A 22900-nucleotide genomic window follows, 5' to 3' on the forward strand; every position below is an offset into this window, starting at 1 on the left:
ACCGACATGACCAAGACAATCCGCCTGACGATGGCGCAGGCGCTGACCCGCTTTCTTGCCCGGCAGATGACCGAGATCGGCGGCAAGAAAGTGCCGATCTTCGGCGGCGTCTGGGCGATCTTCGGCCACGGCAATGTCGCCGGCGTCGGCGAGGCGCTCTACCAGGTGCGCGACGAATTGCCGACCTTCCGCGCCCATAACGAGCAGGCGATGGCGCATGCGGCGATTGCCTACGCCAAGGCCAATTTCCGCCGCCGCTTCATGGCTGCGACCAGTTCGATCGGCCCCGGCGCGCTCAACATGGTGACCGCTGCGGCACTTGCACATGTAAACAGGTTGCCTGTCCTGTTTCTGCCCGGCGACGTCTTCGCCAATCGCATTCCGGATCCCGTCCTGCAGCAGGCCGAGGATTTTTCCGACGGCACGGCGACGGTCAATGACTGCCTCCGGCCGGTGTCGCGCTATTTCGACCGCATCACGCGGCCGGAGCAGATTATGCCGGCGCTCAACCGCGCCATGCAGGTGCTGACCGACCCGGCCGAATGCGGCCCGGTGACCCTGGCGCTGTGCCAGGATGTGCAGGCCGAGGCCTATGACTACCCCGAGAGCTTCTTTGCCGAGCGGCTCTGGACGCCGCGTCGGCAGCGCCCGGACCGCAACGAACTGGCGGCCGCAGTCGCGGCGCTCAAAGCGGCGAAAAAGCCGCTGGTGATCGCCGGCGGCGGCGTGCTCTATTCGCAGGCGTCGGATGAATTGGCGAAGCTGGTGCAAGGTGCCGGCATTCCGGTTTGTGAGACGCAAGGCGGCAAATCCTCGCTCCCGGACGATCATCCCTTGAACATGGGCGCGGTCGGCGTCACCGGCACTTCGGCGGCCAACCGGCTGGCCGAAGTGGCCGACGTCGTGCTTGCCGTCGGCACCAGACTGCAGGATTTCACCACCGGCTCCTGGGCGCTATTCAAGAATTCCGGCAAGACAATCATCGGGCTCAACGTGCAGCCTTTCGATGCCGGAAAGCACCAGGCGCTGCCGCTGGTCGCCGATGCGGCGGAAGGGCTCGCCGAATTGGCTGCCGCGCTGAAAGGCTGGAAAGCCCCTTCAGGCTGGACCGACAATGCGATCAGGGGCAAGAAGGAGTGGCAGGCGGATGCCGGCAAGGCGACTGGGTCAACCAATGCGGCCCATCCGTCCGACGCGCAGGTGATCGGCGCCGTACAGCGGGCCATGGGCTCCGGCGTGACGCTGCTTCATGCCGCGGGCGGCCTGCCCGGCGAATTGCACAAGCTATGGCAGGCGGGTGCGCCCGGCTCCTATCACGCCGAATACGGCTTCTCGACCATGGGCTACGAAATCGCCGGCGGACTCGGCGTCAAGATGGCCAGGCCCGACGAGGAGGTTGTGGTGATGATCGGCGACGGCTCCTACCTGATGCTCAATTCCGAGATCGCGACCTCGGTGATGCTCGGCCTCAAGCTGACCATCGTGCTGCTCGACAACCGCGGCTATGGCTGCATCAACCGGCTGCAGATGGCGACCGGCGGCGCCAACTTCAACAATCTGCTGAAGGACGCTCGTCACGAGACCTTGCCCGAGATCGACTTCGCCGCACATGCGGCAAGCCTGGGCGCCATTGCCGAAAAAGTGCCGTCGATCGCCGGGCTGGAAACGGCGCTGGTGCAAGCGAAGAAGAATACGCGAACGACCGTGCTGGTCATCGACACCGACCCGCTGGTTTCGACCGAGGCCGGTGGAAGCTGGTGGGATGTCGCAGTGCCGGAAGTCTCGGCACGGCCGCAAGTGAATGCGGCGCGCAAGAAATATGAGGAAGCGCTGAGCGGGCGGCGATTTTAGCGCCCGCCAACGCCTCGAATGTCAGAAACTGGAGTGACGACTTGAAAGCCAAACTGGGCATGTCCCCTATTGCATGGTGGAACGACGATCTTGCGGAACTCAGCGATGATGTGTCGCTGGAGGAGTGCCTGCGCCAATCGCGTTCGGCTGGTTTCACCGGCATGGAAATGGGCCGCCGCTTTCCTAACGATCCGAAAATCATGCTGCCGATCCTCAGGCAGGCCGACGTGACGCTTTGCGGCGGTTGGTACTCGGGAACGCTGGTCGACGAAAACATGGCGAAAAACAAGGATCGTATCCAGCCGATGATCGATCTGTTCAAGGCGGTGAATGCGCCCTGCATCGTCTATGGTGAAGTCGGCCGCTCCATCCAGGGCGACCGCTCCAAACCGCTCGCCACCAAGCCCAGGCTTTCGGACGAGGAGATGAAAGCCTATGCGAAGCGGCTCACGCAGTTCGGCGAATGGTGTGCCGAGCAAGGCATGCCGCTCTCCTACCACCATCATATGGCGGCGGTCGTCGAGACCGAGCCCGAACTCGATGTATTCATGCGCTATTCGGGTGAAGGCATTCCCTTGCTGCTCGATGCCGGGCACCTGGCTTTTGCCGGCGGTGACGTGCTGCGCGCCATCGACAATCATCACCGGCGCATCAACCACGTGCATGTGAAGGACGTGCGCATGGAGGTGATCGAGAAACTCGACCGCCAGAAGCAATCCTTCCTCGATGCCGTGGCGCTCGGCGCCTTCACGGTGCCGGGAGATGGCTCGCTGGATTTTGGCGCCATCGTCCAGAGGCTAGCCGACCATGGCTATGAAGGCTGGTTCGTGGTCGAGGCCGAGCAGGATCCGAAGAAGAACCCGCCGCTCAAGATGGCGCAGGTCGGCTATAAGGAATTGATGCGGGTGATGACGGCGGCGGGCTACACGGTGGAGACACAGGGCTTTCCCAATGCTTGAGGCTCGCGAGGAAGGGCTGATCCGATGCCGTGGGTGATCCGATGAAAGACTCCGAGCACCCGTTTTTCCGGCCGCTGTGGCGGCGCGTTGCCGTTGTCGCGGTCTGCCTGGTCTGGTCGGTGATCGAATTCGCTACCGGCACACCGTTCTGGGGCGTGATTGCGCTCGGCTTCGCCGGCTATGCCGTCTGGCAATTCTTCTATCTCTACAAGCCAGCTGACGAGGACAAGCCATCGGCGGACGCCAAACCGAAGGAATGACCATGTCTAAGCTGCTCGTCAAAGCCAATAAGGGCCACGGCCGCGTCGCTCATGTGACGCCGCAGAGCGCCGGCTGGACCTATGTCGGCTTCGATCTGCACCGGCTGCGGCCCGGCGAGAGCGCTTCCGGGCAAACCGCGGATCGTGAGGTCTGCCTTGTGTTCGTCACCGGCAAGGGTAAGGCCAAGGCCGGCGGCAAGGAACTCGGCCTGCTCGGCGAGCGCATGTCGCCCTTCGAAGGCAAGCCGTGGTCGGTCTATGTGCCGCAGGGGTCGGAGTGGTCGGTGAGCGCCGATACCGATCTCGAACTTGCCGTCTGTTCGGCGCCAGGACTGGGCGGCGGTCTGCCGGTCCGTGTCATCGGACCTGACGATCTCGGCCAGGAGGTTCGCGGCAAAGGCACCAACACGCGCTACGTCACCAACATCCTGCCGGAGGGCGAGCCGGCCGATTCCCTGCTGGTGGTCGAGGTCATCACGCCCGGCGGCCACACATCGAGCTATCCGCCGCACAAGCACGACCAGGACAATCTGCCGGCTGAATCCTATCTGGAGGAAACCTATTACCACCGTCTCAACCCGCCACAGGGCTTTGCTTTCCAGCGCGTCTACACCGATGCCGACGAGAACGGTGCTCGTTCGCTCGACGAAGCGATGGCGATCGAGGACGGCGACGTCGTGCTGGTCCCCAGGGGTTATCACCCCTGCGCCGCCTGCCACGGCTATGATCTCTATTATCTCAACGTCATGGCCGGACCGAAGCGGACGTGGAAATTCCACAACGCGCCCGAGCACGAATGGCTGATGAAGGCCTGACCGTTTCCCCTTCGCTTCTCAACCGCTGGTCCAAGCCGAAAAAATCGTCGGCTAATGACCAGGCTGTGTCGTTTTGTTACCGAAAACGCTGCAAAGCTTCGTCAATTCGTCATGGAAATCGCCTATGGCAGCGGGGCTGACGAGGACTTTCGATGCGCTACGCTATCTATTTCACCCCCCGGCAGGATGAACCGCTGGCGCGGATCGCCGCCAACTGGCTCGGCCGCGACCCGTTCGGCGCCGCCACAAAGCCGGTCGAGGCGGTGGGCGAGTTGTCGGCGGCGGAAGTTGCCTTCCATACCGCCTCGGCGCGCCGCTATGGCTTTCATGCGACGCTGAAGGCGCCCTTCCGACTGGCTTCCACCGAGACGGAAGCCTCGCTTCGCGCAGCACTCGACGATTTTGCCGAGGCGACGTCGGTGGTGACGGTCCCGCGGCTGATCGTCACCCAGATCGACGGCTTCTTCGCGCTGGTGCCGGAAGCACCGCTGCCGGCGCTCAACCGCTTCGCCGATGATGTGGTGCACGACTTCGACCGCTTTCGCGCGCCGTTGACCGAAGCCGAGATCGAGCGGCGCAGCCCCGATTCGCTGAAGCCCGACGAGTTCCGCAATCTCTGCCAGTGGGGCTACCCCTATGTCTTCGAGACCTTTCGCTTCCATATGACGCTGTCCGGCCGGGTCTCGTCACAGGAAAACCCTCGTCTTCGCCTAGCAATCGACAGCCTGTTTGCGGGCGTGCTGCAACGGCCGGTGGCGGTGGACGCGCTGACGCTGTTTGTGGAAACTGAACCCGGCGCACCATTCATGGTGCTGTCCCATCACGCGCTCGGGCGCCGCCCGGCCAGAAGAACTGCCTGACCAGAAGAACTGCCTAAATGACTATTTGCTTTAACCGCATTGTGCGACGCCGATTCATTTTCAGTTGGTTGCAAAATGCTCCGAGGACTGCCTGAAATGACCGCCGAGACCGTTCTTGACAATGCCCGCATCGTACTGGCCGACCAGATCATCGAAGGGTCGATCGTGCTGCGCGATGGCGTGATCGCCGACATCGCTCCCGGCGCTGGCCGCAGCGGCGAGGACATGGGCGGCGACTTCATCATCCCTGGCCTGGTCGAGCTCCACACCGACCATCTCGAAGGCCATTACGCGCCGCGGCCGAAAGTGCGCTGGAACCCGATCGCAGCTGTGCTGGCGCATGACGCGCAGGTGGCGACCGCCGGCATCACCACCGTGCTCGACGCCTTGCGTGTCGGCATGGACGAGGATGCCGACCTGACGGCCGCCGACATACGCAAGCTGGCCGACGCGATCGAAGACAGCGTGCAGCAGGACCGGCTCAGGGCCGACCATTTCCTCCATCTGCGCTGCGAGGTTTCGGCGCCGGACTGCCTCACAGCCTTCGCCAATTTCGACGGCGACGAGCGGGTCAGGCTGGCGTCACTGATGGACCATGCACCGGGACAGCGCCAATTCGTCAATTTGGAAACCTATGCCTATTACTACCAGCGCAAGCTGAAGCTGACCGATCGCGATTTCCAGAAATTCTGCGAAAAGCGGATGGCGGAATCAGCGAGGAACTCGAGCCCGAACCGCAGCTTCATCGCCGCTGCCTGCCAAGAGCGCGGCATCGTGCTGGCCAGCCATGACGACGCAACCGTCGGCCATGTCGACGAAGCGATCGAGCAAGGTGTGCGCGTCGCCGAGTTCCCGACCACTGAGGAGGCGGCACGGGCTTCAAAAGAGGCAGGGCTCGGCGTATTGATGGGCGCGCCGAACGTCATGCGCGGCGCGTCGCATTCGGGCAATGTCTCGGCCCGCACGCTGGCCGGCGACGGCCTGCTCGATATCCTGTCATCGGACTACATTCCGTTCAGCCTGATCCAGTCGGCCTTCTTCCTCGGCGACGTGGTCGAGGGCATCTCGTTGCCACAGGCGGTGGCGATGGTCTCGAAGAACCCGGCCGAGGCGGTCGGCCTCACCGATCGCGGCGTCATCGAGCCCGGCCGGCGCGCCGATCTGGTTCGCGTGCGCGTCGACGACCATGTCCCAGTCGTCCGCACGGTCTGGCGGCAGGGACGGCGGGTCGCATGATGGTGTCGGCATCGGTCGAGCGTGAATTGTCAGCCGCGGCGTTTCCGATCCGCGACGGCGTCTTCGTCGCCGTCGTCGGGCCGAGCGGTGCCGGCAAGGACACGGTGATCGGCTATGCGCGCGCCGTGTTTGCCGACGAGAGCCGGCTGGAGTTCGTGCGCCGGGTCATCACCCGGCAGAGCGACGCGGCTACCGAGGATCACGACACGCTCGCCGACGCGGCCTTCGTCGAGGCCGAAGCGGATGGCGCCTTCGCGATTTCCTGGGAGGCGCATGGCCTGCGCTATGGCATCCCGGCCGAAGTCGATTGGTCGGTCTCAAACGGCCGTGTCGCGATCGCCAACGTCTCGCGCGCGATCATCCCGGCGCTGCGGGAGCGCTACGCCAATCTGGCTGTCGTCGAGATCACGGCTACGCCGCAGATCCTGGCCGAGCGGCTGGCGTTGCGCGGTCGCGAATCGCGCGGCGAAGTGCTGGCACGGCTGGCGCGCAGCGCCAATGTGGCGCTGTCCGGACCGGGTGTCACCTCGATCGACAATAGCGGTCCTCGTGAAGCCGCCGGCGAGCGCTTCGCCGAGGTGCTGCGCAAGGCCATGGCCTTCTCCGACATGTCGGGCCTTATCTAAAGTAGCGCCCATCCGATGAATTCTGGATGGGCGCTACTTGTCTAACCCATATTTTTTTGGAAACCGGTATCCACTTTTCGGGATTATGGCCTCATGCGGCGTGCCGGTCCCGACCAGTGTGACGAGTATCGGTGGCAGTGGTTGTCGAAGGCTTCGCTGGCACATCCGCTGGTGTATCCAGAACTGCAACGTGATGGCGATACACCATTTCCCAGCCCTTCCAGCCGGTGAACAGCAGTATGCAGACCACTATGAACGACAACAGCACACCCCATGGCCGGACCGCGGCTTCGGCGCCTTGGGCATATCGAAGATAGAAATTGATCAGTGCCACAACAACCGCGGTCAGATTGCCCAGCATGTGGTACCAGGCGTCGGACAAGGCGCGAATGCGCGGCTCGTTGAGGAAGTCGATAAAACCGGCTGTCGCAGCGAGAAGGGCCATTACGATGGCTGCCCCGATCAGCCACATCGATGCCCGTGCCCAGAAGGCATCGGCAGTTCCCCAGAAAACCAGGTCGGAGACAAAGGCGCCGACAAGAAACGCGACAGGAAAAGGTATCAGCATCGGGTGGAGAGGGTGAGTTCCTACCTTTGCGGTACTTACTGGATTCGTGGGCATGGGACGCCTCCGCGTAGCAAAGCTTAAATAAACGCTCAGATACGGGTTTCGTTCCAAATAGAGACCGACCTGAACTGCTGTCGCGAAGCTCAGGCTGACCTTTTCACGCCACCTGCCGTGGCAGTCGGCGTATTTCATCCAGCTATTTTTGCGTCATTCCGCGGCAGCACCCGCCACGCCCTTGCGTGTGGCTTCCAGCATCCGCCGCCGCGCCCTGAACACGCCCCATTGCTGGTCGACCAGCACGCCGATGAGGATCACCCCGCCCATGACGGCGAAGTTGAGCGAGGACGGGATGCCGAGCAGGTTGACGAGGTTCTGCAACTCCTGCAGCAGCACCGTGCCGAGGAGGACGCCGATCAGCGAGCCTTCGCCGCCGCGCAGCGAGAAGCCGCCGAGCACCGCTGCCGCGATGGCGTAGAGCTCATAGAACTGACCGTGGCTCGCCGGCGAGATCGAGCGTGTGTACATGGCGAAATAGATAGCCGACAGCGCCGTCAGCACGCCGCAGATGACATAGGCGGCCATGACGATGCGGCCGGTACGGATGCCGGAATATTTCGCCGCTTCCTCGTTCTTGCCGATGGCATAGAGATAGCGCCCGAACACCGACCGGTGCAGCACCACCCACATGACGACGGCGATGACGATCAGCGCGATGAAACTGTTCGGCACGCCCCAGGACCGCCCCGCCGTCAGGAACTCGAGTTCCGGGAAGTTCTGTCCGAAGGCAAAGCCGGCGGTGCCGTCGGCGGTGTAGAAGCGCGCCACGCCGCGATAGATCAACAGGCCGCAGAGGGTGACGACAAACGGCTGCAACTTCAGCCGGGTGATCAGCCAGCCATGCATCAGGCCGATGATGGCGCCGAGCGCGATGATCAGCACGAAGGCCAGCGGCCACTCCATCTCCCGCACGGCGATGAAATCGATGAACAGCGTACCGAGTAGCGCAACCACCGAGCCGACTGACAATTCGATGCCGCCGGTGATGATGACGAAGGCCTGGCCGATCGACAGGATGCCGAACAGCCCGATCAGGTTCGAGGTGTTGGCGAGATTGATCGGCAGCAGGAAGCGCGGGTTGATGATCGCCACCACCGCGCCGACCACCAGGATCAGGATCAGCAGGCCGAGATCTTTCTTGCTCATCGTCTTCTCCCAATGCCTGCGAACTACTTCGGCTGCTTGCCGACCGCCAGCAGCAGCACGTTTTCCTGGCTGAACCGGTCCTTGTCGAGAATGCCGGAGATCTGGCCTTCATGCATGACGGCGATGCGGTCGGACACGCCGATCACCTCCTCCATGTCGCTTGAGATCATCAGCACGGCGACGCCGGCATCGGCCAGCGCCCGCATCAGTCCGTAGATCTCGGCCTTGGCGCCGATATCGATACCGCGCGTCGGCTCGTCGAGGATCATCACCTTCGGCTTCATCGCCAGCCATTTGGCCAGCACGACCTTTTGCTGGTTGCCGCCCGACAGCGTGCCGGTACGCGTCTGGACGGAGGGCGCCCTGATGCCGAGATCGGTCTTCTGCTTCTCGGCGGTGGCGGCCTCGGCGCTGGCCGAGACCAGCGAGCGCCGCGAATGCATTGGCAGATTGGGCAGCGAGATGTTCTGGGCAATCGACAGGTCGAGGAGGATGCCGGTCAGCTTGCGATCCTCGGGGACGAGGAAAATACCGTTGGCCACTGCATCCGCGGCCGAACCAAGAACCAGATCTTTTCCGTCAAGCTGGAACGAACCGCCAAAGCTCCTGTCGATGCCGAACAGGACGCGCGCCAGTTCCGTCCGGCCGGAGCCGACGAGGCCGGCCAGGCCAAGGATCTCGCCATGCCTGACATCGAGGTCGACGGGCCGATCAGGATAGGCGGCGGTGCGAATGGCCTTGACCGACAGCGCGACTGAGCCCGGCGGGCGCGCCGATTCTGCGGCCTTCTCGCGCTCCTTCAGCATGCGGCCGATCATCAGCTTGACCATCTGGTCGTGATTGATGGCGCTCTTCGGCAAGGTTCCGGCGAGCATTCCGTCCCTGAGGACGACGACGCGGTCGGCAACGCGCTCGACCTCGTGAAGGCGGTGCGAGATGAAAATGACACTGATGCCGTCTGCCTTCAGCGCCTTGATGACGCCGAGGAGCTTGTCTGTTTCGGCGATCGGCAGGCTGGACGTCGGTTCGTCGAGGATAACCAGTCTTGCCTCGATCGACAGCGCCTTGGCGATCTCGACCATTTGCTGCTGCGCCAGCGACAGCGCCGACACCGGCGTATCGGCCGAGAAATTGGCGCCCACGCGTTTGAGCAGCGGCGCCGCCTGCGCTCGCAGCCTGGCGCGGTCGACGAGCTTGAGCGGCCCGGCGCGCAGCGGTTCGCGGCCGAAGAAGATATTGGCGGCCACGTCGAGGTTTTCGAACAGGTTGAGTTCCTGGTGGACGAAAGCGATGCCCGAGCCGATGCTGGCCTCGACGGTCAGCCCGTCATGGGCGACGCCATCGACGGTGATGGTGCCGGTATCTGGCCTGGTGACGCCACCGAGGATCTTCATCAGCGTCGATTTGCCGGCGCCGTTTTCGCCGACCAGGCCGATGACTTCGCCGGGCCTTACGTCCATCGAGAATCCGTCTAGCGCGACGACGCCGGGATAGGTCTTGCGCACACCGTCGAGGCTCAGGAACGGAGCGTCCGTGGATGCAACGATGGATGGGTCGGAATAATTCATCACGCCTGACAGCAGCCGGTGAGCCGTTTGGCCTCAGACTGACGAGCCTCGCGAGGCACGTCAATAGAACGCCGGCTCAAGGCGAACCTTGAGCCGGCGCAACCTAATTCGCTCAGTTTCCAGACATCGCCTTGAGGCTGGCGGCGTAGGCGTCGACATCGTCCTTGCCGATGATCTTGGTCGGGATGATGATCAGTCCATCGGCCGGGACGCCCGACTTGTCGCCCTTGAGATAGGCGGCCATCAGCTTCATGCCCTGATAGGCCCACTCGAAGGGCTGCTGCACCACGGTGGCGGCAACGGTGCCTTCCTTGACGCCACCCAGCGTGATCGGATCGTCATCGAAGCCGACGACGGTGATCTGGCCAAGCTTGCCGGCATCGCGCAGCGCCTCATAGATGCGCGGCGTGTTGTAGGAATAGAAGCCGACCATGCAGGTGACGTCGGGGCTGGCGACCAGCGCGTCCTCGACATTCTTCTTGGCGCGGGCCTGATCGATGTCATCGCCGCGCACGTCGACCAGCTCGATCTTGGTACCGGCTAGCCCGTCCTTCATGCCCTGGATGCGCTCCTTGGCGTTGTCGGCGCCGAGCAGGCCGACGAAGCCGAGGCATTTGCCGCCGTCGGGCATCGCCTTCTTGGCGATCTCGGCCGCCTGCTTGCCGGCATCGACGTTGGACGAGCCGATATAGGCGACGCGCTTGGTCTGCGGGGCGTCACTGTCGGTGGTGAACAGCGCCGTTTCCGAAGCGATCTTGTTCAGGCCGTCGGTCGAGGTCTTGGGGTCGACCGCGGAGACCATGATGGCCTTGACGCCCGCCGTCACAAGATCGTCCATCAGCCGCTGCTGGATGGCGACCGACGACTGCTCAGGATATTTCAGTTCCAGATTGTAGTCGGGCAGTTCGCCCTGCGCTTTCTTGACGCCAGCTTCTGCCGCCTTCCAGAAGTCGGACGCGCCGTTGACGACGAAGGCCAATGTCGGCTTGTCGTCGGCCCGCGCAATTGCGCTGGCGGACAGGCCGAGCAGCAGGGCCGCAGCGGCGACGGACGCATTTCGTATCACAGATTTCATATTCAACCTCCCATTTGACTCAGTAATTTTCGCTGATGATGAACTTGCCGGCGCGGCTTGGACGCCCTCCTCCTCAAGGGTTTCCGGCAGCGAAGAACGACGCAATTCCAGCCGCGATCGTCGACTTTAGAGACTCATTCGTCGTTCGTAAATAGTCCGATTTGTCTGACATTTCCCCGAAGCGGCAGGCGAGCTCCGGCTGACGGGAACCGTCCGATACCAGGCTGGCTTGCGTTCCGAACATGCGCGGTCCGATGTCGTCCGGGCATGATGGATTGACGTTATAGGGATGCCAGATATTAGTAAAGAGTATTAGTTTGGTCGGGATTCTCGTCACAAAGGAGAGCGGCCTCCCCAGTCGCTACCGTTTCGGATCGGGGACTAAATCGCCTAAGAGGGTCGATTATATGTATTAGTAGCGCTTTGCCTTATAAATGCGAGATTCGAGGGACCAATGATATGAACGAACCACTGCGTGATCCCGTCCTTGAGGGTACCAGGCGGCGCAAGCTGCCCGGGAAAAACCCCAAGGGCCGCGTTACCATGACCGACATCGCCAGGGCCGCAGGCTGTTCGCAGGCGACGGTTTCGTTCGTGCTCAACAACACGCCGGGCATCAGGCTGTCGCAGCAAACCCGAGAGCGGGTGATCGAGACCGCGCGAACGCTGGGCTATTCGCCGCCGGTGTTTTCTGCCTTGCGAGCCCCGGTTGCCGCATTCGACGGGCTGGATGGCGTGATCGGCTTCGCCGTCGACCAGTTGGCGACCAGCCCGGAGGCGGTCGTCGCCATTGAAGGGGCGCGGCAAGCCTCGTGGAACGCCGGCAATGTGCTGCTGGTGGCGCAGACCATGGGCGACGAGGTGATGGAGCCCCGCGCCATCGCGGCGCTGACCAAGCGGGGCATTTCGGCGCTGATCTACATGACCATCTTCACCCGCGAGATCGTCGCGCCGGATTATCTCTACGGCCTCGACATTCCGGTCATCCTGCTCAACTGCTACACCGCCGACTATGCCTTCCCCGCCGTGGTGCCAAGCGAGATCGCCGGCGGGCAGAGCTCGACCCGGCACCTGATCAGCCATGGCCATCGCCGTATCGCCACCATCACCGGCGAGCCCTGGATGCAGGCGGCGCAGGACCGGTTGAAGGGTTACCGCCGGGCGCTGGCGACAGCCGACATCCCGTTCGACCCGGCGCTGGTCGTCGAAGGCGATTGGTCGGCGAGCGCCGGCTATGCCGCGACCGTCAAGCTCTTGGGGCTGAAGGACCGGCCGACCGCCATCTTCTGCCAGAACGATCGCACCGCGATCGGCTGCTACGAGGCGCTGAAGGAGGCCGGCCTGCACATCCCCCAGGATATTTCGGTGGTCGGTTATGACGACGAGGAGATCGCGCGGCATCTGTTCCCGCCGCTGACGACGTCGATCCTGCCGCATATGGCGATGGGGCAATGGGCGATCGAGCAGCTGGAAGTCCCCGCCCCACCCGGTCGCGGCCGCTATCCCATCACGAAGCTCGAATGTCCGCTGGTGGAGCGGGAGTCGGTTGGCGCTGTGGCGGGCTGACGCGAGGCGGCGGGATAGCTGGCGAGCCGCAATGGCACTGGCTTGACAGCGCGCCCGGCATAGGCCCGATTGAATCCATGAGATTGCAAAGCTGCTATAATTTTCAGGACTTTCGCCGGCTGGCAAAACAGCGCCTGCCAGGCCCGATCTTCAACTATATCGATGGCGGCGCGGACGACGAGACGACGCTGCGGCGCAACACGGCGGCGTTCGAGGACTGCGATCTCGTCCCCAACGTCCTTGCCGGCGTCGGACAGGTCGACATGTCGGTCACCGTCATGGGCCAGAAGCTGGCGATGCCGGTCTATTGTTCGCCGACGGCTCTCCAGCGGCTGTTTCACCATAGCGGCGAGCGCGCCGTCGCCGCGGCGGCGGAGAAGTTCGGCACGATGTTCGGCGTCTCGTCGCTTGGCACAGTCAGCCTGGAGGAAGTCCGCAAGCACAGGACGCCGCAGGTCTATCAGTTCTATTTCCATAAGGATCGCGGCCTGAACCGCGCCATGATGGAGCGCGCCAAGGCGTCCGGCGTCGAGGTGATGATGCTGACCGTCGACAGCGTCACCGGCGGAAACCGCGAGCGTGACCTGCGGACCGGCTTTTCAATCCCCTTTCGGCTTACGCTCGGCGGGATGATGCAGTTCGCGATCAAGCCGAGATGGGCTATCGACTATTTGACGCACGAAAAGTTCAGCCTGCCGCAGTTGGACGGCCATATCGATCTCGGTGGCGGAGCGCTTTCCATCAGCCGCTATTTCACCGAGATCCTCGATCCATCGCTGGATTGGAAGGACGTCGAAGACATGGTCCGCTTCTGGAACGGCCAGTTTTGCCTGAAGGGGATCATGAGCGTCGCCGATGCCAGAAAGGCCGTCGACATCGGCTGCACCGGCATCGTTCTGTCAAATCATGGCGGCAGGCAGCTGGACGGCTCGCGCAGTCCCTTCGACCAGCTGTCGGAGATCGTCGACGCGGTGGGCGACAAGATAGACGTGATCATCGACAGCGGCGTCCAGCGCGGCACGCATGTGCTGAAAGCCCTGTCGTTGGGTGCCAAGGCCGTCGGTGTCGGGCGCTACTATCTCTTCCCGCTGGCAGCCGCCGGACAGGCCGGCGTCGAACGGGCACTCGGCCTGATGCGAACCGAGATCGAACGCGACATGCGGCTGATGGGATGCAGGTCGGTGGCAGAGCTTTCCAGGGGGAATGTGCGGTTTAGGTGAGGCAGCCGGGAAGTGGCGCACGGCATAAGCTTTTCGAAGTGCGAACCTATACCGACCTGCCGCTGCTCCTGCCGTCCGTTTCGAAGACGGCCTCGCCGGAAACAGCATCCGTATATCCGCCCTCAAGCCGCTGCAACGCATGCCGGAACCGATCAAGATTGCCTAGCATTTTGGGCCTGGCATCGACCATGTGCTGGAAAGTGTCCCACTCTCCAATCGAGAAGAAGGCGCCGTCTCCCGATTTGATGAGAGCCATTTTTCGCAATCCCTCGAAATTGCGCGGAGCGCTGCTGAACAGTTCGACGAATTCGTCTTCACTACCCGGCTTGACCTGGAAGCGGACGCTGTTGAATGCCGTCATGTACGTTCCCCCGTGAAAGACCTGAAGAAGCTCGAATATGCGAAAGCCCTAAGGCACTCAAACCCTTCGAACACGTGTACAGGAAAATCGGAAGGTTGGCTTCAGTCACCTCCGGCCGAATGCCCCGTTTCTGGCGCTATTTTGCCAGGAAGAGGACGACGCTCGATCTCAATCGGTACGCCCTTGCGACCGGCAATGAAACGCGCTGTTAACGCCGTTCGCGGGTGACAGGATGTTGGCCGCAGTTCGAAGGTATAATCTGCGTCTCGCTGTCAGTTGCGGAGGCGAAAATGAACTTGCTTCGGATTGCGCTCTTGTGCACGGCCATGATCGACCTTGGAATGCCGGCCGTTCGCGCTGAGGATCGGCCTGTGCCGCCGAACAATAAAGCCGCAACAGCGCAGCCGCCCGTTCATTGTGAAGGCCAAAATTGTCTCCCGCCGGCGAACGATCCCGTGCAGGAATGCACCGGCCAGAATTGCACGCCAGCTCCGCCGACTGAACCGGGTCCGGAGATTAAGCAGGCCGACTGAGCAGCATCGGCTGACGATCCCCTTTTTGGCAGGGATGGCGCTCAGCCCTCGCGACCTTCCGGCTACCGGTCACGGTCATAGTCGGACGGCTATGAGCTCACCGCGCCCGAGAGGCCCCATGAGGCGGGCCGTGCATTGGATTGATGGCGCGCCCGAAGAGATTCGAACTCCTGACCCCCAGATTCGTAGTCTGGTGCTCTATCCAGCTGAGCTACGGGCGCGCAACAGGCCATGCTTTGCATAGCCCCGCAATCCGATCCTGGCGACCGGCCGCGAATGTGAGCTGTTCCCTAGCGACTGAATTTGCGAAAAGCAAGCCGATCCTGGCCAAAAGTTTTGCCGCCACGTTTTGCCGTCACGCGCCCGCCGGCGAAGGCGAGCTCACGCCACACGGCGGCCGAGCCGATGGCTCGTAGTCTCGGACCAACCATTTGCGAATTGAAACGGCCCGTAACGAAACGGTTCGTTACGCCGGGCGGCGCAGACCGTTGCGGGCCTGGTCGAGCCGGACCGGCTGGTCGGGAATGGTGACCGCGAATGTGGTGCGGCCGCCGATGCTTTCGACCAGCTCCACCGTGCCGCCATGGGCGCGGATCAATTCATGGGCGATCGCCAGGCCAAGGCCGGTGCCGCCGCTGCGGGCCGAGCCGCGAAATGCCGCGAACAGGTTTTCGCGCGCTTTTGGCGGCAGGCCGGGGCCGGTGTCGGTGACGACGATGCGGCTGACGCTGCCGATGCGCTCGGCCGATATGGTCAGGCGGCGCACCACGGCGCTCTCGGTGTCCGCCGCCATCGCCTGCACGGCGTTTCGGCTAAGATTGGTGAGCACGCGGAACAGCTGGTCGGAATCGGCGTCGACCTCGAGCACCGGATCGATGGCGTTGACGAATTCGATGCCGCATTCGATGTCGAGCAGGCCTTGGACGTCTTCGACCAGCTGGCGCAGCCGCAGCCTGCGGCGCGACGGCGGCGGCTCCTGGGTGCGGCCATAGGCAAGCACGCCCTCCGAATAGGACACGGCGCGGTCGAGCGCGCGCAGCAGTTTTGGCGCGAAGGCCTGCACAGTCGGGTCCTTGACCTGGCGCAGGCGGTCCGACATCAGCTGCGCCGAGGCAAGGATGTTGCGCATGTCGTGGTTGATCTTCGACACGGCCAGGCCGAGATCGGCCAGGTGCTTCTGCTCGGTCAGCATCTTTTGCAGCCGCTCCTGCATCTGCGACAGCTCGCGTTCGGCGACGCCGATCTCGTCGCCCCGCGCGGCGGGGTGAATGATGCGGCCGGGGTCGTCGGGCGCCTCGGAAAAGGACAGCATCGAACGTGTCATCGTCCTGATCGGGCCGATCATGATCAGGTCTATCGCGGCGTAGACCAGCATGGCGGTGAACAGCGAGATCAGCAGCGAGACGAAGGCGACGTTGCGCGAATAGATCAGCATGGCATTGCGCAGGCGGTGGTCGGGCATGATCAGCTCGAATTCCTTGTCGCTGTCGCCGACCGGCCCGAAGACGCGCAGCATCCGCTTGCCGCCGAAAAACAGCGTGTCCAGCGCGCCGGTCATGCCCTTGATCATGCCGACATTGGCGATATCGATATGATCGTCGACCTGCGGCGGCATTTCGGCCACGACCAGAAGCCGCGAGACGCCGCCGTCGCGCACCGCGATCGCCTTGGCGCCGATCGCCATCAGCACGTCGTTCTGGGCGGCACGCGACAGCGAGGCAGGTTCGCCCTGCACCAGGACGATTGAAACCGCGGCGGCCGTGCTCAGCCTTTCCTTCAGCCAGCTCAGCCTGTAGCTGGCGATCCAGGGCACGAAGATGAGGATTTCGGCCAAGAGCACGAAGACGATGGTGAGCAGCAGCAACTTGGTCGACAGGCCGCGCGCCAGCGGCACCCTGCGGGTGGCCGCCTTCGCCTGGGCGATGCTCTCGTCGGTTGCTGGGACTTCACTCATGCTCGTCGTCACGGCTGCCTGTCATCACGGCTGCTTGTCTTAAGGACTGCTCGTCTTCACGATCGCTTGATCGGGTGAGATTAGGCGATTGCGGCTTTTTTGCCAAATTCATCCTTTGGTCGAAGCCGGACAAAGGGCCGCAAGACTTCCCTGCCAGCCCGGCAACACCGGCCCGACGCGCTGGATTGACTTCCAAAACCCTTCTTTCTATAAGCCCGCTCACGCTCGGGCCATTCGTCCCGGCGCGGTTTCGATCGCGCCAAAACCGGCCCGGCAAAGCTCCTGTTACAAAGTGACAGAATCAAGAAGGGCCGCACCCCGCGGTATTTAAACAAATGAAGCGTACTTACCAGCCGTCCAAACTCGTCCGCAAACGCAGGCACGGTTTCCGCGCCCGCATGGCCACCAAAGGTGGCCGCGGCGTCGTCGCAGCCCGCCGCAACCGCGGCCGCAAGCGTCTCAGCGCCTGAGCACCAAGCGAGAGACAAGATCGTTGCCCGCAACCGGCAAGCCAACGGGTGCCCATCCCAAGCGGCTTCTGAAGCGCGCGGAATTCCTGGCCGTCCGCCGTGGTGAGAAGCGCCGCGGGCGGCTTTTCCTCGTCGAGGTTCTGGGCCGCGGCGACAGCGAAGCGCCGCGCGTCGGCTATACCGTCACCAGGAAGGTCGGCAACGCCGTCGTTCGCAACCGCATCCGGCGGCGGCTGAGAGAGGCCGTGCGCACGCATGCCGCGGATGACATGGCGCCAGGCAATGATTATGTCATCGTCGGGCGCGAAGACGTGCTTACCACTCCGTTCGGCCAGTTGAAGGCCGAACTCTCCCGCAGATTGCGTGGAACACGATAGGCCAAGGGCTTCGATGGAAAACAACCGCAACTTCTTCATCACCATCGCACTGTCGGTGCTGATCCTGGCGCTTTGGCAATATTTCTATGTGATGCCGCGCAGTGAGATGCAGCGCGAAGCCGCCCGCATCGAAGAGCAGCGCGTGGCGGAGCAGAAGAAGGCCGCCCAAGGCACCAGCCCGGGCGCCAGCGAAACACCGGTGCAGCCGGGCGCCATTCCGAACGCGCCTGGCGGCGACGCGGTGACGCCGGCCGGCCGCGACCAGGCGATTGCCTCGACCAGCCGCGTCAAGATCGACACGCCGAGCCTCGAAGGCTCGATCAACCTCACCGGCGCGCGCCTCGACGACCTCCGGCTCAAGCACTACAGGGAGACGGTCGACAAGACCTCGCCCGAGATCGCGTTGCTCAACCCGGCGTCTCTGCCGAACGGCTATTTCGCCGAGATCGGCTTTTCCGGCACGCCGAATGTCGGCACGCTGCCCGGCCCCGACACCGTCTGGCAGACCGACGGCAAGGCGACGCTGACACCGGCGACGCCGGTCACGCTGACCTTCACCAACGACAAGGGCCTGACCTTCAAGCGCACCTTCTCCGTCGACAGCCAATATATGTTCACCGTGTCCGACACGGTTCAGAACGGCGGCTCGGCGCCGGCGACGTTGTCGAACTATGGCCGCGTTACGCGTTTCGACAAGCCGGCTATCGCCAGCACCTATGTGCTGCACGAGGGCCTGATCGGCGTTACCGGAAGCGAGGGCCTGCAGGAATACAAATACTCCAGCGTCGAATCTGACAAGGAATACAAGCCAGGCAAGTCGACCGACGGCTGGCTGGGCATCACCGATAAGTATTGGGCGGTGACCCTCGTGCCGCCTAGCGGCCGCGAATTTCAGCCCAAATTCTCTTATTTCGAGTTCAAAAGCGGGCCCCATCCGCACAGCTACCAGTCCGATTTCCTGTCCGATCCTGTCACGGTCGCTCCCGGGCAATCGACGACCGTGGAGTCGGAGATATTCGCCGGCGCCAAGGAAGTTTCGACGATCAACGCTTATGAAAAGGACCGTCATATTCGCCAGTTCGATCTTCTGATCGACTGGGGCTGGTTCTATTTCATCACCAAGCCGATGTTCTGGCTGATCGACACGCTTTACAAATTCTTCGGCAATTTCGGTCTGGCGATCCTCGCCACCACCGTCATCGTCAAGGCGCTGTTCTTCCCGCTCGCCAACAAGTCCTATGCGTCGATGGCGAACATGAAGAAGGTGCAGCCCAAGATGCTCGAGATCCGCGAGAAATACGCGGACGACAAGATGAAGCAGCAGCAGGCGATGATGGAGCTCTACAAGACCGAGAAGATCAATCCGCTCGCCGGCTGCTGGCCGGTGGCGTTGCAGATCCCGGTGTTCTTCTCGCTCTACAAGGTGCTCTACATCACCATCGAGATGCGGCACGCGCCGTTCTTCGGCTGGATCCAGGATCTGGCGGCGCCGGACCCGACATCGATCTTCAACCTCTTCGGGCTGATCCCGGTCACCTTGCCGCACATGCTGATGATCGGCGTCTGGCCGCTGATCATGGGCGTGACGATGTTCCTGCAGATGCGCATGAACCCGACGCCGCCGGACCCGACGCAGGCTGCGATCTTCACCTGGATGCCCGTGATCTTCACCTTCATGATGGCGGGTTTTCCGGCCGGCCTCGTCATCTACTGGGCCTGGAACAACACGCTGTCGATCCTCCAGCAGGGCGTGATCATGAAGCGGCAAGGCGCCAAGATCGAATTGTGGGACAATCTGGTCGCGCTGTTCCGCAAGAAACCGTCGCCGGCGGAATAGCCGGCGCTCCGATGATGCGAAACCCAAAAGCCCCGGTTCGTCCGGGGCTTTTTGCACAAGTTGCCGGCCTGGATTAAGCGATTGGTACTGCCGGACGGATCGCGCTATTTTGACCTGGCTGGCAGTTGCCCGATGGAGCTCGATATGACCGGACCCAATCCATCGATCAAGCATCCGATCCCGTTGCACACGCGCGTCGGCTTTCTGAAACCGCTGGTGACGGCGCCGAATATCGAGATCGGCGACTTCACCTATTATGACGACCCTGACGGACCCGACAAATTCGCCGAAAAATGCGTGCTGCATCATTATCCGTTCATCGGCGACAGGCTGGTCATCGGCAGGTTCTGCGCCATTGCCGAGGGTGCGCGCTTCATCATGAACGGCGCCAATCACGCCATGTCCGGCTTTTCGACCTATCCGTTCAACATCTTTGGCCACGGCTGGGAGGAAGGTTTCGACCCGGCGACATCGTCTAAAGAGGTGCGTGGCGACACAATCGTCGGCAATGACGTCTGGATCGGCATGGAAGCGGTGATGCTGCCGGGCGTGAAGATCGGCGACGGCGCCATCGTCGCGGCAAAGTCGGTGGTGACGCACGATGTGCCGGCCTATGCGATCGTCGCCGGCAATCCTGCCAAGGTGGTGAAGATGCGCTTCGACGAAAGGACCATCCGGCGGCTGCTGGCGCTGGCGTGGTGGCACTGGCCGGTGGAAAAGATCAGCCGCAATCTCGATGCCATTCGTGGCAGCAACATTTTTCTTCTGGAGGCAGCGGTTTGAACGCGTTGAACAAGACCACGATCGGCATCGAATTGTTCACGCGAGCCTGGATCTTCATCCGCGGCGTGCCGGCAATGAAATTCCTGCCGCCGGAGGGTCCACCCGAGATCGCCTTTGCCGGCCGCTCCAATGTCGGCAAATCGTCGCTGATCAACGCGCTGGTCAACCAGAAGGGGCTGGCGCGCACCTCCAACACGCCGGGCCGGACGCAAGAGCTCAACTATTTCGTGCCGGGCGGATTTTCGGGAGAAGGCGCCGATCTGCCGCCGATGGCCCTGGTCGACATGCCGGGCTATGGCTACGCCACGGCGCCGAAGGAAAAGGTCGACGAGTGGACGAAGCTCGTGTTCGACTATCTCAAGGGCCGGGTGACGCTGAAGCGCGTCTACGTGCTGATCGATGCCCGTCATGGCATCAAGGCCAAGGACGACGAGGTGCTGTCGCTGCTCGACAAGGCGGCGGTGTCGTATCAGATCGTGCTGACCAAGACCGACAAGATCAAGGCGGCGGGGATACCGCAGCTGATCGAGGAAACGCTGGCGAAAATCAAGAAACGCCCGGCGGCCTTTCCCTTCGTGCTCGCCACGTCGTCGGAAAAGAGCGAGGGCCTCGAGGAATTGCGTGCGGCGATCGTGCTCGCCGCCAATGGCGGATAGGCAACGGACTCCGACGGCTGGTCAGGCGGGGCTGGAGGCCCGTTCCTGCTCTGCAAGCTGTTCGGTGCCGTAGGCCTTCAGGAACACGTCGACGCCCGACCTGACGATATGTTCGATCTCGGCCGCACTTGGCGCCTTGGTGCGATAGGCGAATATGCACTGGCGGAAAAGACCGGCCAGGCACAGCTCGGTGAACTGATAGGCGGCAAGCTCGACATCGTCGATCTTCAGCAGGCCGCGTTCGATAGCCATGTTGAGGAAAACGACAACCCTGTCATGGCCGCGCTTCGGCCCGCGTTCGTAAAATCGCGCGCCAAGCTCCGGAATGCGTTCCGACGCGCCGATCACCGTCCGCTGCGCCAGGATGACCTTGGCCGAGGTGATCTTCATGGACAGCACGATGCCGAACTTCACCAGCGTCTGGCGAAGGTCGCCTATCTGGTCCAGCACTTCGTACATGTTCTTGAAGATCGTGCCGCGTTCTTCCTCGATCAGTGCTTCGAACAGCTCTTCCTTGTTGGCGAAGTAGACATAGATGGTGCCCTTGGACACGCCGGCCTCGCGGGTAATGTCGTTCATCGACGCGGCTTCGAAGCCCTTGTCGATGAAGACACGGCGCGCACCCTCGATGATCTGGCTGCGCTTGACCGGGTCTTGCCCCGCGGCCGGGCGGCCGCGCGGCAGACTGTCCAGCAGATCGCACTGGTCCTTGCCAGCGCTGGACAATGGGCCTGACTCAGGCAAAGGAGCGGCCTTGGGGGCTTCGGCCATAATGTCACACCTCGTAAAATAATTCGAACCATCCGGTTCGATTGCTCTTGATATGGGCCTCTTTAAGCGCTAAGTCAACGCCGAGATCGAACCGAACGGTTCAGTCTGATGAAGTTCAGCGCCAGTTAATTTAGAGAGATATCATGTCCTCGAACGCGCCCACCAGTGCCGAAGTCCGCCCTTTCCCCAGTGCCAAGGTCCAACCTGCGATCGAAGCGCCGGAAGCCCCCGTCAAACCCGCCGACGTCACCCCGCTGGCGCCCGCCAAGAAGAAGCGCTCGATGCGCTCCCTGTTGTTGCCCATCATCGGCCTGGCCCTGCTGGGCGCCGGCGCCTGGTATGGCTATGATTATTGGACCGACGGGCGCTTCATGATCACGACCGACGACGCCTATGTCCAGGCCGACACGGCGTTCATCTCGCCAAAAATCTCGGGCTATGTCGATCAGGTCAAAGTGACCGAGAACCAGCAGGTGAAGGCCGGCGACCCGCTGCTAATCGTCGATGACGGTGACTACAAGATAGCCGTTGCCCAGGCCGAGGCGCAGATCGCCACGTTGAGCAAGACGCTCGACCGCATCGATGCCCAGACCGAGGCGGCGCGCGCCTCGCTCAAGCAGGCGCAGGCGCAGAAGACCGCCGACCAGGCCGCGGCCGACAATGCGAAGCGGGCTCAGGTTCGTGCCGCCCAGCTGCTCAAGACCCGCGTCGGCACCCAGGCCCAGTTGGACGATGCCCAGACGGCGGTCGAGCAAGCCAATGCCGCACTAGCCGGCGCCGACGCACAGATCGCGGCGGCTCAGGCCAATATCGGCGTGCTCCAGGCGCAGCGCGCGGAATCGGCCAGCACGCTGGCCTCGCTGCAGCTTGCCCACGACAAGGCGGTGCGGGACCTGTCCTTCACCGTGTTGCGCGCACCCTATGACGGCGTGGTCGGCAACCGCTCGGTCGAGCAGGGCGACCTGATCAGCCCCGGACAGAAGCTCGCCGTCATCGTGCCAATGGACAAGCTCTATATCGTCGCCAACTTCAAGGAGACCCAGCTTGCCCGGCTGGTGCCTGGTGAAAAGGTCAGTGTGTCGGTCGACGCGATCGACGGCCAGGACTTCGAGGGTACCGTGTCGTCGCTGGCCCCGGCTTCGGGAGCAGTGTTCTCGCTGCTGCCGCCGGAAAACGCCACAGGCAATTTCACCAAGGTGGTGCAGCGCGTTCCGGTTCGTGTCGACGTGCCCGCGGATGTGCTGAAGACGGGCAGGCTGCGCGCCGGCCTGAGCGTCGTCGTCGCCGTCGACAGCCGTACGGCGCCTTCGGCATCGAAGTAAAGCGGAACCGGGAGCAAAGGTCATGGCGA

The 22900-nt window shown here is 62.8% G+C and carries 22 protein-coding genes and 1 tRNA gene; 15 read left to right on the forward strand and 8 right to left on the reverse strand.

Going from position 1 to position 22900, the window contains the following annotated elements; all coding sequences use genetic code 11:
- The first annotated feature begins 6 nt into the window (after positions 1 to 6).
- From iolD to phnN, 7 genes are all read left to right on the forward strand, one after another.
- Entirely contained in the window at positions 7 to 1851 is a 1845-nt protein-coding gene (iolD, locus tag NKH70_RS00930) for a 3D-(3,5/4)-trihydroxycyclohexane-1,2-dione acylhydrolase (decyclizing) (RefSeq protein WP_352911753.1), read from the forward strand.
- 41 nt (positions 1852 to 1892) lie between these two features.
- Positions 1893 to 2810 carry a myo-inosose-2 dehydratase gene (iolE, locus tag NKH70_RS00935; protein ID WP_352911755.1) on the forward strand — a complete coding sequence of 306 codons (918 nt, stop codon included), beginning with the start codon at positions 1893 to 1895 and terminating at the stop codon, positions 2808 to 2810.
- A gap of 41 nt (positions 2811 to 2851) precedes the next feature.
- Positions 2852 to 3070, forward strand: coding sequence for a DUF3329 domain-containing protein (locus NKH70_RS00940; protein WP_254815905.1), 219 nt, complete (start codon positions 2852 to 2854; stop codon positions 3068 to 3070).
- 2 nt (positions 3071 to 3072) lie between these two features.
- The gene (gene iolB, locus NKH70_RS00945) at positions 3073 to 3885 is read left to right on the forward strand and encodes a 5-deoxy-glucuronate isomerase (RefSeq protein ID WP_352977095.1); all 813 of its coding nucleotides are present in this window, start codon (positions 3073 to 3075) and stop codon (positions 3883 to 3885) included.
- A gap of 152 nt (positions 3886 to 4037) precedes the next feature.
- Positions 4038 to 4745 (forward strand): DUF1045 domain-containing protein, encoded by a 708-nt coding sequence (locus NKH70_RS00950; RefSeq protein WP_353024768.1) that lies wholly within the window; start codon positions 4038 to 4040, stop codon positions 4743 to 4745.
- A 96-nt stretch (positions 4746 to 4841) separates the two neighbouring features.
- Positions 4842 to 5981, forward strand: coding sequence for an alpha-D-ribose 1-methylphosphonate 5-triphosphate diphosphatase (locus NKH70_RS00955; protein WP_352717155.1), 1140 nt, complete (start codon positions 4842 to 4844; stop codon positions 5979 to 5981).
- Complete coding sequence (phnN, locus tag NKH70_RS00960) at positions 5978 to 6607, forward strand: phosphonate metabolism protein/1,5-bisphosphokinase (PRPP-forming) PhnN (protein WP_352717153.1); 630 nt, start codon at positions 5978 to 5980, stop codon at positions 6605 to 6607. The genes NKH70_RS00955 and phnN overlap by 4 nt, the downstream gene beginning before the upstream one ends.
- Before the next feature lie 91 nt (positions 6608 to 6698).
- Here the strand turns inward: phnN and NKH70_RS00965 are convergent, their stop codons facing one another.
- The 4 genes from NKH70_RS00965 to NKH70_RS00980 form a co-directional block, all read right to left on the reverse strand.
- The gene (locus tag NKH70_RS00965) at positions 6699 to 7229 is read right to left on the reverse strand and encodes a DUF2231 domain-containing protein (protein ID WP_352717362.1); all 531 of its coding nucleotides are present in this window, start codon (positions 7227 to 7229) and stop codon (positions 6699 to 6701) included.
- A 153-nt stretch (positions 7230 to 7382) separates the two neighbouring features.
- Positions 7383 to 8378 carry an ABC transporter permease gene (locus NKH70_RS00970; RefSeq protein ID WP_352490501.1) on the reverse strand — a complete coding sequence of 332 codons (996 nt, stop codon included), beginning with the start codon at positions 8376 to 8378 and terminating at the stop codon, positions 7383 to 7385.
- Positions 8379 to 8401: 23 nt separating this feature from the next.
- Positions 8402 to 9946: a sugar ABC transporter ATP-binding protein gene (locus NKH70_RS00975; protein ID WP_352717152.1), complete on the reverse strand. Its 1545-nt coding sequence runs from the start codon at positions 9944 to 9946 to the stop codon at positions 8402 to 8404.
- Positions 9947 to 10058: 112 nt separating this feature from the next.
- Positions 10059 to 11021: a sugar-binding protein gene (locus tag NKH70_RS00980; RefSeq protein WP_352911765.1), complete on the reverse strand. Its 963-nt coding sequence runs from the start codon at positions 11019 to 11021 to the stop codon at positions 10059 to 10061.
- 543 nt (positions 11022 to 11564) lie between these two features.
- On the opposite strand from NKH70_RS00980, the gene NKH70_RS00985 reads away from it, so the two are divergent.
- Positions 11565 to 12587 (forward strand): LacI family DNA-binding transcriptional regulator, encoded by a 1023-nt coding sequence (locus NKH70_RS00985; protein ID WP_352912207.1) that lies wholly within the window; start codon positions 11565 to 11567, stop codon positions 12585 to 12587.
- A gap of 77 nt (positions 12588 to 12664) precedes the next feature.
- Complete coding sequence (locus NKH70_RS00990; protein ID WP_352717149.1) at positions 12665 to 13807, forward strand: alpha-hydroxy acid oxidase; 1143 nt, start codon at positions 12665 to 12667, stop codon at positions 13805 to 13807.
- Between the two features lie 46 nt (positions 13808 to 13853).
- Here NKH70_RS00990 and NKH70_RS00995 read toward each other — a convergent pair whose 3' ends face one another.
- The 3 genes from NKH70_RS00995 to NKH70_RS01005 form a co-directional block, all read right to left on the reverse strand.
- Positions 13854 to 14168 carry an antibiotic biosynthesis monooxygenase family protein gene (locus tag NKH70_RS00995; RefSeq protein ID WP_352717147.1) on the reverse strand — a complete coding sequence of 105 codons (315 nt, stop codon included), beginning with the start codon at positions 14166 to 14168 and terminating at the stop codon, positions 13854 to 13856.
- A 677-nt stretch (positions 14169 to 14845) separates the two neighbouring features.
- A tRNA-Arg gene (locus tag NKH70_RS01000) sits at positions 14846 to 14922 on the reverse strand.
- 245 nt (positions 14923 to 15167) lie between these two features.
- The gene (locus tag NKH70_RS01005; RefSeq protein WP_352717145.1) at positions 15168 to 16655 is read right to left on the reverse strand and encodes an ATP-binding protein; all 1488 of its coding nucleotides are present in this window, start codon (positions 16653 to 16655) and stop codon (positions 15168 to 15170) included.
- A 335-nt stretch (positions 16656 to 16990) separates the two neighbouring features.
- Between NKH70_RS01005 and rpmH the strand changes: the two genes are divergently transcribed.
- The 5 genes from rpmH to yihA all read left to right on the forward strand — a co-directional run bounded on the left by rpmH (position 16991) and on the right by yihA (position 20778).
- A complete protein-coding gene (rpmH, locus tag NKH70_RS01010; RefSeq protein WP_008833937.1) occupies positions 16991 to 17125 on the forward strand; it encodes a 50S ribosomal protein L34 in 135 nt (44 codons plus the stop codon).
- A 23-nt stretch (positions 17126 to 17148) separates the two neighbouring features.
- Positions 17149 to 17502 (forward strand): ribonuclease P protein component, encoded by a 354-nt coding sequence (gene rnpA / locus NKH70_RS01015; protein WP_352539960.1) that lies wholly within the window; start codon positions 17149 to 17151, stop codon positions 17500 to 17502.
- Between the two features lie 13 nt (positions 17503 to 17515).
- On the forward strand, positions 17516 to 19339 hold the full coding sequence (yidC, locus tag NKH70_RS01020) for a membrane protein insertase YidC (RefSeq protein WP_352717144.1): 1824 nt from the start codon (positions 17516 to 17518) through the stop codon (positions 19337 to 19339).
- A 144-nt stretch (positions 19340 to 19483) separates the two neighbouring features.
- Complete coding sequence (locus NKH70_RS01025; RefSeq protein ID WP_352717142.1) at positions 19484 to 20122, forward strand: CatB-related O-acetyltransferase; 639 nt, start codon at positions 19484 to 19486, stop codon at positions 20120 to 20122.
- Positions 20119 to 20778: a ribosome biogenesis GTP-binding protein YihA/YsxC gene (yihA, locus tag NKH70_RS01030; RefSeq protein WP_352717141.1), complete on the forward strand. Its 660-nt coding sequence runs from the start codon at positions 20119 to 20121 to the stop codon at positions 20776 to 20778. Before NKH70_RS01025 ends, yihA begins: the two co-directional genes overlap by 4 nt.
- Before the next feature lie 21 nt (positions 20779 to 20799).
- Here yihA and NKH70_RS01035 read toward each other — a convergent pair whose 3' ends face one another.
- Entirely contained in the window at positions 20800 to 21549 is a 750-nt protein-coding gene (locus tag NKH70_RS01035) for a TetR/AcrR family transcriptional regulator (protein WP_353024769.1), read from the reverse strand.
- 143 nt (positions 21550 to 21692) lie between these two features.
- Between NKH70_RS01035 and NKH70_RS01040 the strand changes: the two genes are divergently transcribed.
- On the forward strand, positions 21693 to 22871 hold the full coding sequence (locus NKH70_RS01040; RefSeq protein WP_352911773.1) for an HlyD family secretion protein: 1179 nt from the start codon (positions 21693 to 21695) through the stop codon (positions 22869 to 22871).
- Positions 22872 to 22900 lie beyond the last annotated feature (29 nt).

Origin of the sequence: Mesorhizobium sp. M0991, assembly GCF_040318915.1 — a bacterium.
Taxonomy (GTDB): domain Bacteria; phylum Pseudomonadota; class Alphaproteobacteria; order Rhizobiales; family Rhizobiaceae; genus Mesorhizobium.